This is a genomic window from Nocardia coubleae NBRC 108252 (assembly GCF_001612805.1).
Classification (GTDB): Bacteria; Actinomycetota; Actinomycetes; order Mycobacteriales; family Mycobacteriaceae; genus Nocardia; species Nocardia coubleae.
In genome coordinates, this window is the sequence record NZ_BDBD01000011.1 from 1,184,918 (window position 1) to 1,200,137 (window position 15,220).

Consider the following 15,220-nt stretch of genomic DNA (forward strand, 5'->3'; position numbering starts at 1 on the left):
CCCGAGGTGAATGCCTCGCGGCGCTACCTTCTGTCTGCTCGCCGCTCAACGAGCAGATCGGAGTCGTTTGATGTTCGCCTTGTCCCTGTCGCACCGCCTTCGGGTGGCGGCGATCGCTGTTGTCACAACCGCCGCCGCGTTCTGCGCGGTAGCGCCACCCGCCGCCGCCGCGCCCGCACGAGATCCCATCCTCTTCGTCCACGGGTGGCGGGGTTCGGCCGCGAACTGGGACTACATGTGGGGACGGTTCCTGAACGACGGGTACTCCACCGATCGGCTCGCGCGGTTCACCTACGACAGCACCCAGTCGAACAAGGACATCGCGGTGCAGGTGCAGGCGCAGGCCGACGCGTTGCGGGCGCGAACCGGCGCCGCGAAGGTCGACATCGTCACGCACTCGATGGGTGGCCTCAACAGCCGCTGGTACCTGAGGAATCTGGGCGGCCTCGACCTCGTCGACGACTGGGTCTCCCTCGGCGGACCCAATCACGGCACCGACACCAGCAACAGTTGTTACGACGTCTCCTGTGTGGAGATGCGGGCCGGTTCGGCCTTCCTCACCGACCTCAACAGCGGCGACGAAACACCGGGCCGGGTGAACTACGGGACCTGGTGGTCACCGTGCGACGAGATCATCAACCCGGATGAGAGCACAATCCTCAACGGCGCCACCAACACCCGCACGGCCTGCCTCGGCCATCTCCCCCTGCTGTCCTCGGCACAGGTGTACGAAGGAGTACGTGATTTCGTGAGGTAGCGGCCCCGCCCCGCCCCTTCCAGGCCACCGACGGTCGTTTGTCTTTCGCAGGCTGGGTAGTCCCGTGCAGTAAGGACAAAAGGGGCGGGATGCGAGGAGTAGACCCATGAGCACCACCAGTTGGATCGTGACGATCGTCGTCGCTGTTCTGATAGTCGCCGTGCTGGCCGGCGTCGTCGCGGCGCTGCTGCGTAAGCGGCGTGAACACCACCGGGTCGAAGCGGCCGGAATCCGGGAACGAGTGGCGGGGCAGGAACTCGAGGTCGGGCAGCGGGAGGCGCGGGCGGAGGAGCTCGCCGCCAGGAGCCGCGCGGTGCAGGCCGAAGCGGACGCCAAGGCCGCGCAGGCCGAACAGCTCGCTCAGCAGGCCCAGGTGCACCACAGCGACGCCGCGGATTCACGAGCCGAGCTGGACAAGGAACGGGAACGCGCGGACCGGCTCGACCCGGACCGTAAGCGGGCGCGGACCGCGGACGACCAGCCCGAGCAGACGCCGAAAGCCTGACCAAGCCGAACCCATGAGGAGGTCGCCATGACATCGGCCGACGCCGATTCCACCCGCCTACGCGAAGAACGCGCGGAACTGCTCGACAGACGAGCGAAGTTGAGCGAGTCGATCGAACGCGTCCAGCACGTCGGAAGTGCCGCGGACGGTGAGGAATACGTCGAGGCGCGGGAAGAGAAGGCGCTCATCCAAACCCGTCTCGACGAGATCGACGAGATCCTGGCCGGGGATCGGCGGTCCTGACGCGTCGGCCCCCGGCGTCCGGCAAGTATCGTTCACTTGCGCCGAACGTGTGCTGGACGAGGGGGCTGACCACAGATGAACGACGTGCCGCACATCCTCACCCCCGGCCAGACCTGCTGGCAGATCGCCCGAGCCGACCGCCTGGCCTGCATCATCGACGCGGCCGACTACTTCCGCTACGCCAAATCCGCGATGCTGCGGGCGCGCAAACGCATCGTTCTGATCGGCTGGGACTTCGACACCCGGATCAAGTTCGAACCGCAGGAGAAGACCCTCGACGGGCCGGACCGATTGGGCAAATTCCTGTCGTGGCTGCCGAAACAACGGCCGGACCTCGACATCTATCTGCTGAAGTGGAATGTCGGCGCGTTCGCCGCGATCGGCCGGGGGATGACACCGATCTTCGTCGCCAACTGGCTCACCGACCGGCGGCTGCACTTCGAAATGGACGGCGCGCATCCGATCGGCTCGGCGCATCATCAGAAGATCATCGTGATCGATGACCAGCTCGCGTTCTGCGGCGGCATCGACATGACCGTCGACCGCTGGGACACCAGTGACCACCGCGACGACAACGCCTACCGAACCGCACCGAACGGCCGCCGCTACGGCCCGTGGCACGACGCGACCACCGCGGTGGACGGCGCCGCCGCGAAGGCGATCGGCGAGCTGGCCAGAGCCAGGTGGAAGGCGGCGACCGGGCAGGAACTGGCCCCGGTCGACGAGATCGCCGGGGAAACGCCGTGGCCGGCGGGGCTGGAGCCGACGATGCGGTCCGTGGACGTGGGGATCGCCCGAACCCTTCCCGAACTCGCCGACCGCGCCGAGGTCCGCGAGATCGAGGCGCTGTATCTCGCGGCGATCGCGGGCGCGACCCGTTCGCTGTACATCGAGAGCCAGTACCTGGCTTCGCGCACCCTCGCCGAGGCGATCGCCGCCCGCCTGCGCGAACCGGACGGCCCGGAGATCGTGCTGGTCCTCCCCCGGCACGCCGACGGCTGGCTCGAGCAACTGGCCATGGACGGTGCCCGCCGACGCCTGCTGCATCTGCTGTGGAAAGCCGACACCGAGCAGCGGCTCGGTGTGTACTACCCCGTCACCGCCGACGGTGCGCCCATCTACGTCCATGCCAAGGTGCTGGTGGTGGACGACCGCCTGCTTCGGGTCGGGTCGTCGAACCTCAACAACCGGTCGATGGGTTTCGACACCGAGTGCGACCTCGCCGTCGAGGTCACGCCCGCCACCCCCGACGGCGAGGTCCTGCGCGAAACCATTCTCGGCATCCGCCGCCGCCTGCTCTGCGAACACCTCGACACCGACCCGGCCAAGTTCGACGCCACCCTCGCCGAAACGTCCTCGCTCGTTCGCACCGTCGAAGCGCTGCGCGGCGAAGGCCGGACCCTGATCCGATTCGAGCCCGAAACCGTCGCCGACGAGGACAGCCCGCTGGCCGAAAGCGAACTGATGGACCCCGAACGCACACCGGCGAGATTGTGGGACAGTCTTTTTCCGAGAGGCATTCGCCGCCCGGGGCCGACTCGATAAGCGCGGGGCGGTTCGACTCAGGGAACCGGGCGGTGAGAATACGCGTTACGACGCTGGTCGCGCGCCATTCCACTGTTACCGGGTCTTGATTGCTTCCTCGGTTCACACGGAGCAGAGTTGGATTGCACAGCGCGAAACACCCCTCCCGAGCACACGCTGATCGGAGAATCATGGGTCACCGGACGAGTTTCGCAGTGTTTGTCGCGACCGTGAGTTTGTTCATCGCCACGGCCTGCGGAACGTCGTCGGATTCCGGCGGCGATACCACCGGCACATCGGCCGGTGCACAGGCCGAACCCGCGTACGCGGCCACCCTCCGGCCGATGATCACCCAGCTCATGAAGGACAACGTCATTCCCGGAGCTGTCGTTGTCGTCAAATCGCCGAAGGAAGGCGACTGGACCGAGACGTTCGGCACCCGCGTCATCGGTGCCGACGATCCCCTGTCGGCGGACGACTACTTCCGGATCGGCAGCAACACCAAGACCATGACCTCGACGGTCATCCTGCAGTTGGTGCAGGAGGGAAAGCTCGCGCTCGAGGACCCGATCGGCAAATACTGGCCGGGAGTACCGAACGGGGACCAGATTACCATCGCACAGCTCTCCGAAATGCGCAGTGGGCTATACAGTTACACGTTCGACCCGGAATTCAATGCCACACTGGACAGCGACCCGGACAAGGTGTGGACGCCCGAGGAGATGCTCGCGATCGCCTTCTCCCATCCCGTGAATTTCGCGCCGGGGGAGAAATTCGAGTACAGCAATACCAATACGATCCTGCTCGGCCTCGTGATCGAGAAGGTCACGCAGATGTCGGCTGCCGAGAATTTCCAGAAGCGGATCTTCGAACCGCTCGGCCTGAAGCACACCTCGATGCCCGCCGCGACGGACAACTCGATCCCCGACCCGCACCCGCAGGGCTACGCGTTCGGCACCAATGTCTCCACCATCGACACCTTCGCCCTGCCACCCGAGGAGCAGGCCGCCGCCCTCGCGGGCACGCTGCGACCCGGCAACGCCACCGACGCGAGCCCGTCGTGGACGTGGACCGCCGGTGCCGCGATCGCGACGGCAGGCGATATGGCGACGTACGTGCGGGCACTCGTCGAGGGCGACATGCTCGACGAGCAGCAGCAGCGAATCCGGATGGACAGCATCCAACCCATCGACCCCGCCGCCCCCGACGTCGCCGGCTACGGACTCGGCATCGTCCGATTCGGCAAGCATCTGTTCGGGCACGACGGTCAGATCCCCGGATACATGACCTTCATGGGACACGACCCCGCCTCGGACCTCACGATCGTGGTCGCCACGAACCTCGCGACAGTGCCGTCGGGCGAGGGTTCGGCCCTCGTCCTGGCCAAAGCCATGCTGCCGGTCTTCTACGGCAACGAACCGGCGCCGGACAGCCCGGCCGCGCCCGACACCGACGCAACGATCGCGCCCACCGGCCCGACCACGATGCCCCGGTGACGATGCCGCGAGCCCGACGCATTCCGCCGTGCGCGGCGCTTGCGGCCGAGACCTAAGCGGGAACCGGGTTCGCTACACGTTCGAAACGCCGCACGAGAACCGCGTGCGCCACCGGGACCAGCAATTCGACGGGAATCATCAGGACGTAGAACCCGTGCGGCGCTCCGGCAACGGCCCATGCCAGGATCCTGGCCAGCCCACCGAGAAAGAACAACAGCCCCAGCGCGTCGATCACCCGGGCGCGCCCGACGATATCGGCCGCGGCCCAGACGAACGCCGCACCGTACGCGGCGAAGAGCACGCTGTAGAAACGCAGATCCGACTCCATGGTGGCATTCCTCGCCGCCACCGATGTAGGTCGACTGACCGAACAGCAAGTGCGCCAACGCGATACCGACCACGGCAACGCCGAAAACACGAAGCCATACCTGAAATACGCGCATCCCCATCCCCCTTGTTTGACAACTGCCGAACAGGATCACGGTAGCCGCTGTCTTCGATGCTCGTGGTGATCCACGCGGGCGGACCGTGTCAGTGGAGGTGTCAGGAGGACGTCAGGCTCGTGTCAGTGACGGCCGACAGAGTGTGTTCATCGAAGAAGGCGGGCCCGCCGAAAAGGGCGGGGCCACAAGCGAAACGAGGAACACGACATGATCACCACCGCTTCCCTGACCGACCAAGACAAGGCCACCCTGCGCACCGCCGCCTACGGCGCAGTCTCGCTCATTGCCGCCGCGGGCGCGCCGCACAAGGCCGTCTCCCAGGGCACCACCGCGCTGACCTCGGCGACCGGGCTTGTCGGGCATGTGCTCTCGGCCAAGTCGCGCGATATCCATCTGCCGGGCAAGACTGTCGCCGAGTTCGCCGATCATGTCCTGCCTGCCCTGACGGCCGCGGTGGAACTGCTCGACGCCCATGACCCCGCCGAGGCCGACAACTTCCGCGACACCGTCCTCGTCGCCGTCCAGGCCGCTACCCACACCAAGAAGGACCCCACGCCCGCGGTGACCGCGATGGCCGCCAAGATCACCGCCGCCCTGGCCTGACGGCGGCCGGAACCGTAAGGGCTGTGCGCAGCTTCCCGGATCACGCACAGCCCTCGACGGCTGCCGCCGGTCCTGTTATGGTCACTATGACCATAATGAAGGAGAAGGCGATGGCCGACATCAGCAGCTACCCGGGACTGCGGCACCTCAGGGGAGCCCCGACAGTGCACGTCAGACACGTCCGCAAGGGCAAGCTGCTGCACGACGGCACAGGGCTGAGCTTCTGGTTCCGCCCGAGCACGGCGGTGCTCAGCGAGGTTCCGGTGGACGACCGAGAGCTGCCGATGCTCTTCCACGCCCGCACGCACGACCATCAGGACGTCACGGTCCAGCTGACGGTCACCTACCGCTGCACCGATCCCGCGACGACGACGAGCCGGATCGACTTCTCGATCGACCCCGACACGGGGACCTTGCGGCAGGACCCGCTGAGCCAGATCGCCAACACCCTCACCGAAAACACCCAGCAACACGCCCTCGAGGTGCTCGCTACGCTCGATCTCGAGACCGCCATCCGCACCGGCGTCGAAAAGGTCAAGGAAGCCACCCGCAATCTGACCGCGGCCCACATCGGGCTGGAGATCATCGACGTCCGCGTGGTCGCGATCCGCCCCGACGCGGAGATGGAGAAGGCGCTCCAGACCACGGTCCGCGAGAAGGTCCAGCAGGAAGCGGACCGGGCGACCTACGAACGGCGCGCGCTCGCCGTCGAACGCGAGCGCGCGATCAGCGAGAACGAACTGCAGAACCAGATCGAACTGGCGAAACGGGAGGAGCTCCTGGTGGTCCAGCGTGGCGCGAACGCGCTGGAGAAGGCCGAGAGTCAGGCCAGGGCCGACCGGATCGCCGTCGACGCCAAGGCCGACGGGATCCGCAAGCTCGCCGAGGCCGAGGCGGCCGGCGAGAAGGCGCGCCTGGATGCCTACCGGGACGTCCCGCGGGAGACGCTGTACGCGTTGGCGGCGAAGGAACTCGCGGGCAACCTGCCGGAGATCGGCAGCCTCACCCTGACGCCGGACATGATCGCGCCGATCCTGCAACGGTTCACCCGATGAGCCTGGCGCCGCGAATCGTACTGGTGCACAGGCGAACCGAGCTGTCGGAGCTGCTGGCGCGGCACGGGACGCGCGGGCAGGTGGAGTTCTTCCTGAACTCGCGCGGCCGGTCACTCGACGAGGTGGTGGAACGCGACCGGCGGACCCGCGCGGCGATCGCCGAGGTCAGTGCGGCCATTCCGCTCGACTGGCGGCGCGGCACGGTCGAGCGGGAAGACCTGTCGCGGTTCCTGTTCGCCCCCGAGGACATCGTGGTGATCGTCGGGCAGGACGGGCTGGTCGCCAACGTGGCCAAGTACCTCGACGGCCAGCCCGTCATCGGCATCAGCCCGGAACCGGGCGTGCTCGCCAAGCACTCCCCCGCCGACGCGACCGAACTCCTGCACAGCACCGGTAACACCGAGGACCGCACGATGGTCGAGGCGAGAACGGACGACGGCGCGACCCTGCGCGCGCTCAACGAGATCTACATCGGCCATCCGAGCCACCAGACCAGCCGGTACCGCCTCCGCGACGAGCGCCAGGCATCGTCGGGCATCCTCGTGGGCAGCGGTACGGGTGCGACAGGCTGGTGCCTGTCGGCTCACCGCGAACGGAAAAGCCCTGTCGCCCTTCCTCATCCCACCGAGCGCAGACTCGTCTGGTTCGTCCGGGAGGCGTGGCCGTCACCGGCCACCGGGATCGCGCACACCGAAGGCGAGATCACCGGCGAAAGCCTGCACATCGACGTGGAGTCCGACGGACTGGTGGCCTTCGGCGACGGCATCGAGCACGACGCACTACGTCTCGGCTGGGGCCAGCGGCTCAGCGTCGGCCTCGCCACCACCAGTCTGCGCCTGGTGCGTTGAAGTAGGACAGTCGGCCGTCGCTACCGTGGAGGCGGAAGAATCAGAGGCTGCGTGTCAAGACACAATCCCGGCCATTGATTGTGGAACCTGGCGGAGACGGGGAAATAAATACCGTTTTCGATGTGAAAGCAATTCGCACGAAACGCATCATCGTCTCCGTGATGACCACCGCGCTGGCCTCCCTCGCGCTCGTGAGCACCGCCGCATTGCCGTCGGCACCCGCTGTGGCGGTTCCGAGTTCGGGCGGGCAGATATCCCTGCAAGGGGCGGTCAATGTCCGCGATATCGGCGGCTACCGCACATACGACGGGGCAACTGTCAAGTCCGGCAAGGCGATTCGCGCCGACGCCTTGCCCAAGCTGACCGATGGCGATGTGGCCACCCTGGCCGGGCGCAATCTGAAATCCGTGGTCGACCTCCGCACCCCCGGGGAGGTGCAATTCATGGGGGCCGACCGATTGCCCGCCGGGGTACCCCTGGTTGCCCGACCTGTCGACGACACCGGATTGTTCGTCCAGATGATGCAGATCATCCAGTCCAAGGACCCACAGCGTCAGCAGGAAGTATTGGGTAACGGTGGGGCCGAACGGATCATGAGCGGTGTCTACGCCAGTTTCCTCACCGACGCCTCGCGTGCCGCGTTCGGTGCGACCGTTCGTGAACTCGCGGCCACCGACGGTGCTCTGCTCTATCACTGCACGTCCGGTAAGGATCGGACCGGGTTCCTCACCTATGTGGTGTTGCGCGCGGTCGGCGTCCCCGAGCAGACCGCCCGCCAGGATTATCTGCGCTCCAACGAATTCCGTGCCGCCGCGGATGCGAAACTACGGGAGCAGGTGAAACAGGCCGGCTATATGCAGAACCCCGATCTACTCATCCCGCTGCAGGAAGTCCGCACCGAATATCTCGACACCGCGGTGCGGAAATTGGAACAGGACTACGGCAGCTTCGGCAAATTCCTTACCGACGGCCTCGGTATCGACGGGATGACGCTGGTGAAATTGCGGAAGAACCTCGTCGGCTGACCGGTATCGAGAACTGTGCCCGCGTGGTGGGTCATGGCCGCACGAGCCGTGACCCACCACCTATTCGTGCCGGGGACTGATCGCTCGCGCGGCTTCGGCGGCGTCGAGCAGGATCCGGGCCAGCTTGGCGGTGCCCGGCGGATGCTGCCCACCGATCCGCCCGGACAGCGACAGCGCGGCGATCCCACCGTCGACCCTGATCGGAACCCCGACGCACACGATCCCGGTAATCGACTCCTCACGATCGAGGGCGACTCCCTGATGGTTCCGCACGCGGTCCAGTTCGCGGTGCAGTTCGCCACGGAGAGCGATGGTGCGGGAGGTGCGGCGCGAAAGATGGTGGGGGAAGGCCATTTCGATGACACTCGGCTGGAGCGTGGCCAGCAGTGCCTTGCCGACGGCAGTGCAGTGCGCGGGGATGCGGCCGCCGAGGCGGGTCGGGATACCGACACCGCCGCGACCGACCACTTTGTCGATGATGAGCACCTCGGGTCCGTCGAGCACGCCGAGGTGCGCGACCATGCCGGTGGTTCGGCACAATTCGTGCAGCAGTGGTCCCATCGCGTCGCGGATCTCGTTGTGTTCGATGGCGAGTCCGCCGAGTTCCAGTGCCCGGGTGCCCAGCCGGTAGCCGCCGGGTGCGTGCGCGAGCCAGCGCAGCCGGATCATCTGATCGATGATGCGGTGCACGCTCGAACGGGGCAGACCGGTGCGTTCGGCGACGTCGATCAGGGTGCGCATCGGCACGGGTCCGTCGAAGCTGTCCAGGATCAGGGTCATCCGCTCGATCATCGAGACCGGTGCGTGGCCGGTGTGCGCCGTTGTCCGTGGCGCGACGCGTTCGTCGACGGTCATGCCTCACCTCACTGCTGTTCGCTGTGGGCATCACTGTGCCGGTCCGGCGGCGCGCGGGAATCGCGGAAACTACGGAAGTCGTGCGTGAGGACTACGGAGATCACCTCACCAGAACTCGATTTCGCGACATCAGGCGGTGAGTCGGCTCACCCAGGCGGCGATCTGGGTGCGGGAGGTGAAGCCCAGTTTGGTGAGGATGTGGTCGACGTGGCTCTCGGCGGTGCGGACCGAGATCACCAGTTCCTGCGCGATCCGGCGGTTGCCGTAACCGCGGGCGATCAACATCGCCACGTCGCGCTCCCTTCGGGTCAGCACTTCCAGTCCCGTGTGGACGGCGGTGACCGTCGACGGTTCGCTGCCTGTCGCGTAGTCGACGGCGTCCTCGGCGGTGAGCGCGGCGCCCGCGTCGAAGCAGGCGGCGAACTCCCGCGCGCCGAGTGCGTTCTCGACCTGTTCGCGGATCCGCCGGCCGATGAGCTGGGTCATCGCGTGCGCGAGTCGTTGCGAGCTGCCCCGGCGGACGGCTGTCGCCGCACCCATCAACCGTGCCGCACGCTCGAGGTCGCCGTCGGCGGCGGCCGCCCAGGCCAGGCCGTCGACGCTGGTGGCGATCCAGGCACACCGGTCGAAGAGCCGGAACAATTCGATCGATCGGCGGAGAGCCGCGACCGCGCCGGGCTGATCACCGTCGCGCTGTCGCTTGGTGCCGACCGCCCAATGGGCGAGTCCGCCGAGCAGGTGGGAGCCGTGTTCGCTGGTCACGGCCAGGAGTTGCTCGGTGAGGGCGGCGGCGTGCGGGTCGTCGAGGGCCAGCGCGCAGACAGCGGCGAAGGCCAGACTCTCCATCTCCACGCGCGGGTGCGTGCACTCGCGCGCGCAGACCGACACCGCCAGGGCGATCTCGAATGCGCCACGCGGATCGCCCGCACCGAAAACCAAGACGGCTCTGGCCATCTCGGCCTCGGAACGCACTCGCGCCGACCCGGTTTCGGCAGCGATCGCGGCACCGGCTCCGGCGAATTCCGCCGCTTTCTCGGACTCGCCGCGCATAGCTGCGATCACCGCGCAGGCAGCCAGCGCCCTCGCTCGGACGACGGTGTGTTCGGCGTTCTTCGCCAGTGCCTCCGACAGCCAGCGGTAACCCTCCAGCAGCAGGTGGCAGTGCTCCCAGAACGGCCACAGCTCGGTCGCGATCTCGAGCGCGCGCCGGGACCCGGCGGGATCGTCGAGGCAGAACTGCAGCGCGGCACGCAGATTGGCGTGTTCCCGGGCGACATCACCGAACCAGGTGGTGTCCGCGGAGCTCCAGTACTCGTCGCGGCCGCGGCGCGCGAGGCGGTAGTAGTACTCGCGATGGGCTCTACGGGCGGCGTATTCGGCGCCGCGCGCCCGCAAACGATCACCGGCGAACTGGCGCAGCGGCTCGAGCATCGTGTACCGGCCCGTGCCGTCGACGCCCGGACCGTAGCTCAGCACGGACTTGTCGACCAGCCCGGTGAGCGCGTCGAGCAGGGTCCGCGGTGTGCCGAGGTGACAGACCGCTTCGGCGGCGGCGAGGTCGACACCGCCCGCGAAGACCGACAGCTGCTCCCATAGCCTTTGCTCGTCCGGTGTACACAGGTCGTAGCTCCAGCGAATCGCCGAGGCCAGCGTCTGCTGGCGTTCGGGTGCGGCGCGCGGCCCGGTGGTGAGCAGCCCCATCGCGTCGTCGAGGCGGGCAAGAACCTGCTCGGGCGTGAACATCCGCATCCGCAGCGCCGCCAACTCGAGGGCGAGCGGAATGCCGTCGAGACGGCGGCAGATCGCGACCAGTGTCGCCGGATCGGCTTCGCGCCGTGCGAAATTGGGGTCCGCGGCGGTGGCGCGGTCGATCAGCAGGCGGGTCGCCGGGTTGTCGAGATCGGCGTGGTCGGGGCCGGGCACCGGCAGCGGGGCCACGGGCAGAATCTGCTCGCCGGGGACGCCGAGCGGCTCGCGGCTGGTCGCGAGGATCCGCAGGCCGGTGGTCGCCGGGATCAGCCGGTCCGCGAGCGCGGCACACGCGTCGATCACGTGCTCGCAGTTGTCCAGGATCAGCAGGAGATCGGCGTCGGCCAGGTGCTCGGTCAGGGCGGTGAGCGGCGCACTGATGTCGTCACGCAATCCGAGCTCGCGTGCCACCGTCGACGCGACAAGACCCGGATCGTTCACATGCGCCAGCTCCACCAGCCACACCCCGTCGGGAAACGCCCGCCGAGCCACCTCCCCCACCCGCCTGCTCAACCGCGTCTTGCCGACCCCACCCACTCCGGTCAACGTGAGCAACCGCGTCCCCCCGAGCAGCTTCCTGGCCGCGGCGACATCATCGTCGCGCCCCACAAAGCTGGTCACCTCCGCCGGAAGATTCCCCGACACCCGCCTGCTCACACCCCACTGTCGCACACGGCGTTCCAGTACACAGGCGGACCGCGACGCTGATCGGAAGGCCATCGGTACGCTCGCGGGATGGGCGGGGACTTCTCACATCGAGCCGGGCGAAGCACGGGCAACCAAGTGGATGAGCACCCGGACATGTCGCGCCCGGCCCGCCTCGACGCTCACAGTGCTGTCGCCACCGCCCTCGCCCTGCACAGCGATCACGCCTTGCGCCAACTCGTCGACGCGGCCACGCCGGTCGGCACCGGGATCGGCGGGAAGTCGGCGCTGCTCGAGGTTGCCGGGACACCGGTTTTCGTGAAGCGGGTGCCACTCACCGACCTGGAACGGGAGCCGGAGCACGTCCGGTCAACGGCGAATCTGTTCGATCTGCCGCAGTTCTACCACTACGGCGTCGGCCTCATCGGTGGGGCGGGGTTCGGGGCCTGGCGCGAGCTCGCCGTGCACATCATGACGACGAACTGGGTGCTGGCCGCCGAACACGCGGGCTTTCCGTTGATGTACCACTGGCGGGTGCTGCCCGACACCACCCCACTGCCGGACGAGCTTGCCGACATCGATCGCGTCGTCGCCTATTGGGACGACCGGCCGCAGGTACGCCGACGGATCGAAGCTGTCCGGGACTCTTCGGCGAGCATCGCGCTGTTCCTGGAGTACATCCCACACACCCTGCACGAGTGGCTCGACGCCCGGATCGAGGCAGGCGCAGAGGCCACCGATCAGGCCTGCGCCATGGTGGAACGAGAACTGGCGGATGGCACCGCGTTCATGAACAGCCGTGGACTGCTGCACCTCGACGCGCACTTCCACAACATCCTGACCGACGGTCGACGCCTCTACTTCGCCGACTACGGTCTCGCGCTCGCCTCCGGCTTCGACCTCTCACCGCACGAAGCCGTGTTCTTCGCCCGGAACCAGAGCTACGACCGCGGTTTCACCGCTACCTACCTGGTGAACTGGCTGCTCACCGCGCTGTACGGACTCCGCCGGGAAGACCGGGAGAAGCGCCTCACGATGGTGCGCGACATCGCCGACGGCGAACCCGCGACAGGAATTCCGGACGGAGCCGCCGCAATCATCACCCGGCACGCACCGGTCGCCGCCACGATGTCGGCGTTCATGCGCGCGTTCCAGCAGACGACTCGGCGCACGCCGTATCCGGACGAGGAGATCAGGCGACTGTGCGGCGGCTGAGTGCCTTCAGGTGGATGTGTCGGCAGCGCTGTTCCTCTTCTTCGGGAGTGGGCCGCCGATCAGGACGTCGGCCCAGCGGGTGGAGGGGTCGATGTCGAGGAGGAGGGCTTTCACCAGGAGGGTGAGGGGGATGGCGAGGATGGCCCCGAGGCCGCCGAGTACCCAGGACCAGAACACCAGGGACAGGAAGGTGATGGTGACGCCGAGTCCTACGGCGTCGCCGACGAATTTGGGCTGGATGATCGACTGGATGACGAAATTGATCACGCTGTAGACCACGATCACCCACACCATCAGAACCGGTCCGCTGTCGAGCAGAGCCAGCAGCGCGGGTGGGATCACGCCGATGATGAAGCCGATGTTCGGGATGTAGTTGGTGATGAACGACAGCAGCGCCCACAGCAGCGGTAACGGCACTCCGAGCAACCACAGTGCACCGCCGTCGATCACCGCCACGATCGCACCGAACACCGTCGAAACGACCAGATATTTGCGGGTGCCCGCCGCGAAACTGCCGAGTGCCTGGGCGATGGCGGGTCGTTCGACCGCGACCACGGCCATCCTCGGCCGCATGCTCATCCCGTCGACCGCCATGAACAGCAACAGCGCGGCCACGAAGAATAGATTCGAGAACACCCCGACCACACCGCCGAGCAGGTTGTCGAGCAAACCGACGAGTTTGCCGAGGTCGATGCCCTGCAAAGCCTTTTGGATCTGGTCGTGACTCAAGCCCGCGGCGTCGAGCCAGCCACGAACGGTGTCGAGCAGATCGTCGAGGCTGCCGGTGTACTGCGGTAGCCGCGAAGCCAATTGTGCGACCGAAAGCGCGAGCGCCCCACCGAATCCCACCAGAATGAGCAATACCGCACCGAAGGCGAGCAGCATGCCGAGCCAGGCCGGACCACCGCGCTGCTGCACCCTGGCCTGGATCGGCTGCACGGCGATGGTGAGCATCAGGGCCAGAAATGTCGGACCGACCACACCGGCGAAGGCTTTCAATCCCGTGACGCAGATGATGATCGCGGCGATCGACAACAGCACGACGAGACCGCGGGGAATGGACCACCCACCCGCACCGGGAAACTGCCGGACCGTGTCCGTGGTGTGCATGCGACGACGCTAATCCCGTGCACACTGCCTCCGGATCACCCGTTCGGGGTGAATTCGCCGCGCGGTCGGTGCGAAATTCATCCATTACGGGTGATTTCGTGGGCGCCGCCGCTTTCTACGCTTGGCCGGACATGGCGAAAGGATCGCGATGCTCGGCTTTCTCGTCCCCACCGATCAGCGCCGTACCCTCGACGAACTGACCGACAAACTCGACCTGTCGGTGGGCTCGGTCGCGGCGAAGCGCTCGGCGTTCTGGATCATGCTCGTGCTCTCGGCGGTGATCGCGATCTCCGGTGTGGTCGGTGATTCCACGGCGACCGTGATCGGCGCGATGATCGTCGCCCCGCTGTCGATCCCGATCCTCGGGGTAGCTCTCGGTGTGGCGACCGGGCGCGCGGCGCTGGTGGGTCGCAGCCTGCTGCTGGTGGTCGCCGGTATCGCGGTGGTTGTCGTGCTCGGTTTCCTGTTCGCGCAGCTGCTACCGAATCCGGTGAACGTGCTGTCGAACGCGCAGGTCGTCGGGCGGACCTCACCCAAACTGATGGATCTGACCGCGGCCCTCGCCACCGGTCTCGTCGCGGCAGTGGCGATCACTCGCCGTGATGTGGGTGACGTGCTGCCCGGTGTCGCCATCGCGATTTCGCTGGTGCCGCCGCTGGGTGTGGTCGGGGTGTGCCTCGGTTCGCAGGCGCCCGCCCTCGCACTGGGCGCGTTCGTGCTGTTCGCCTCCAACATGCTGGCGATGATCATCACCACCACCACGGTGCTGCTGCTGGCCGGATACGGGCGCGACGCCGAGGCGCCGACCGGTCGGCGCGGGCGGGCCTACCTGGTGCTCGGTGCGGCGCTGATCCTGGTGGCGGTGCCGATGGTGATCAATTCGCTGTCGACGCTGTGGGCCGGGCAGATCTCCGACGTCGCCCGCGACTGGCTGCGCGAGCAACCCAGCGCCCAGGTGGTGGACGTGACACTGCACAGCGACACCGCCACCATCACCGTCCTCGGTCCGCAACAGCTGCCCGACCTGGCCGAATTACAGCGCCGGGTCGACGATCTCGTGCCCTGGCACCCTGACGTCGTGGTCGTGCACAACGTCGGGGGCCGGGTGCGACCACGGTGACACCGACGTCGCCGCACCACCCGACGT

The 15,220-nt window shown here is 67.2% G+C and carries 15 protein-coding genes; 11 read left to right on the forward strand and 4 right to left on the reverse strand.

Going from position 1 to position 15,220, the window contains the following annotated elements:
* The first annotated feature begins 70 nt into the window (after nucleotides 1-70).
* From NCO8_RS14475 to NCO8_RS14495, 5 genes are all read left to right on the forward strand, one after another.
* Nucleotides 71-757 carry an esterase/lipase family protein gene (locus NCO8_RS14475; protein ID WP_067494173.1) on the forward strand — a complete coding sequence of 229 codons (687 nt, stop codon included), beginning with the start codon at nucleotides 71-73 and terminating at the stop codon, nucleotides 755-757.
* 106 nt (nucleotides 758-863) lie between these two features.
* Nucleotides 864-1,262, forward strand: coding sequence for a hypothetical protein (locus NCO8_RS14480; RefSeq protein WP_067639713.1), 399 nt, complete (start codon nucleotides 864-866; stop codon nucleotides 1,260-1,262).
* A 27-nt stretch (nucleotides 1,263-1,289) separates the two neighbouring features.
* Entirely contained in the window at nucleotides 1,290-1,505 is a 216-nt protein-coding gene (locus tag NCO8_RS14485) for a hypothetical protein (protein ID WP_067639715.1), read from the forward strand.
* Between the two features lie 75 nt (nucleotides 1,506-1,580).
* The gene (locus NCO8_RS14490; RefSeq protein ID WP_067639717.1) at nucleotides 1,581-3,050 is read left to right on the forward strand and encodes a phospholipase D-like domain-containing protein; all 1,470 of its coding nucleotides are present in this window, start codon (nucleotides 1,581-1,583) and stop codon (nucleotides 3,048-3,050) included.
* Between the two features lie 209 nt (nucleotides 3,051-3,259).
* Nucleotides 3,260-4,525: a serine hydrolase domain-containing protein gene (locus NCO8_RS14495; RefSeq protein ID WP_245655354.1), complete on the forward strand. Its 1,266-nt coding sequence runs from the start codon at nucleotides 3,260-3,262 to the stop codon at nucleotides 4,523-4,525.
* 52 nt (nucleotides 4,526-4,577) lie between these two features.
* Here NCO8_RS14495 and NCO8_RS14500 read toward each other — a convergent pair whose 3' ends face one another.
* The gene (locus NCO8_RS14500; RefSeq protein ID WP_245655355.1) at nucleotides 4,578-4,853 is read right to left on the reverse strand and encodes a DUF4345 family protein; all 276 of its coding nucleotides are present in this window, start codon (nucleotides 4,851-4,853) and stop codon (nucleotides 4,578-4,580) included.
* Nucleotides 4,854-5,175: 322 nt separating this feature from the next.
* On the opposite strand from NCO8_RS14500, the gene NCO8_RS14505 reads away from it, so the two are divergent.
* The 4 genes from NCO8_RS14505 (at nucleotide 5,176) to NCO8_RS14520 (ending at nucleotide 8,499) form a co-directional block, all read left to right on the forward strand.
* Nucleotides 5,176-5,571 carry a hypothetical protein gene (locus NCO8_RS14505; RefSeq protein WP_067639720.1) on the forward strand — a complete coding sequence of 132 codons (396 nt, stop codon included), beginning with the start codon at nucleotides 5,176-5,178 and terminating at the stop codon, nucleotides 5,569-5,571.
* 110 nt (nucleotides 5,572-5,681) lie between these two features.
* Entirely contained in the window at nucleotides 5,682-6,626 is a 945-nt protein-coding gene (locus tag NCO8_RS14510) for an SPFH domain-containing protein (RefSeq protein ID WP_067640199.1), read from the forward strand.
* A gap of 23 nt (nucleotides 6,627-6,649) precedes the next feature.
* A complete protein-coding gene (locus tag NCO8_RS14515; RefSeq protein ID WP_245655356.1) occupies nucleotides 6,650-7,474 on the forward strand; it encodes a diacylglycerol kinase catalytic domain-containing protein in 825 nt (274 codons plus the stop codon).
* A gap of 122 nt (nucleotides 7,475-7,596) precedes the next feature.
* Nucleotides 7,597-8,499: a tyrosine-protein phosphatase gene (locus NCO8_RS14520; RefSeq protein WP_245655357.1), complete on the forward strand. Its 903-nt coding sequence runs from the start codon at nucleotides 7,597-7,599 to the stop codon at nucleotides 8,497-8,499.
* 60 nt (nucleotides 8,500-8,559) lie between these two features.
* Here the strand turns inward: NCO8_RS14520 and NCO8_RS14525 are convergent, their stop codons facing one another.
* Nucleotides 8,560-9,354, reverse strand: a complete 795-nt coding sequence (locus tag NCO8_RS14525; RefSeq protein WP_067639722.1) for an IclR family transcriptional regulator — start codon at nucleotides 9,352-9,354, stop codon at nucleotides 8,560-8,562.
* Between the two features lie 129 nt (nucleotides 9,355-9,483).
* A complete protein-coding gene (locus NCO8_RS14530; RefSeq protein WP_245655358.1) occupies nucleotides 9,484-11,712 on the reverse strand; it encodes an ATP-binding protein in 2,229 nt (742 codons plus the stop codon).
* Nucleotides 11,713-11,904: 192 nt separating this feature from the next.
* On the opposite strand from NCO8_RS14530, the gene NCO8_RS14535 reads away from it, so the two are divergent.
* The gene (locus NCO8_RS14535) at nucleotides 11,905-12,963 is read left to right on the forward strand and encodes a protein kinase family protein (protein WP_067640205.1); all 1,059 of its coding nucleotides are present in this window, start codon (nucleotides 11,905-11,907) and stop codon (nucleotides 12,961-12,963) included.
* A 6-nt stretch (nucleotides 12,964-12,969) separates the two neighbouring features.
* Here the strand turns inward: NCO8_RS14535 and NCO8_RS14540 are convergent, their stop codons facing one another.
* The gene (locus NCO8_RS14540) at nucleotides 12,970-14,073 is read right to left on the reverse strand and encodes an AI-2E family transporter (protein ID WP_067639725.1); all 1,104 of its coding nucleotides are present in this window, start codon (nucleotides 14,071-14,073) and stop codon (nucleotides 12,970-12,972) included.
* 148 nt (nucleotides 14,074-14,221) lie between these two features.
* On the opposite strand from NCO8_RS14540, the gene NCO8_RS14545 reads away from it, so the two are divergent.
* Nucleotides 14,222-15,193 (forward strand): DUF389 domain-containing protein, encoded by a 972-nt coding sequence (locus NCO8_RS14545; protein ID WP_067639727.1) that lies wholly within the window; start codon nucleotides 14,222-14,224, stop codon nucleotides 15,191-15,193.
* Nucleotides 15,194-15,220: the final 27 nt, after the last annotated feature.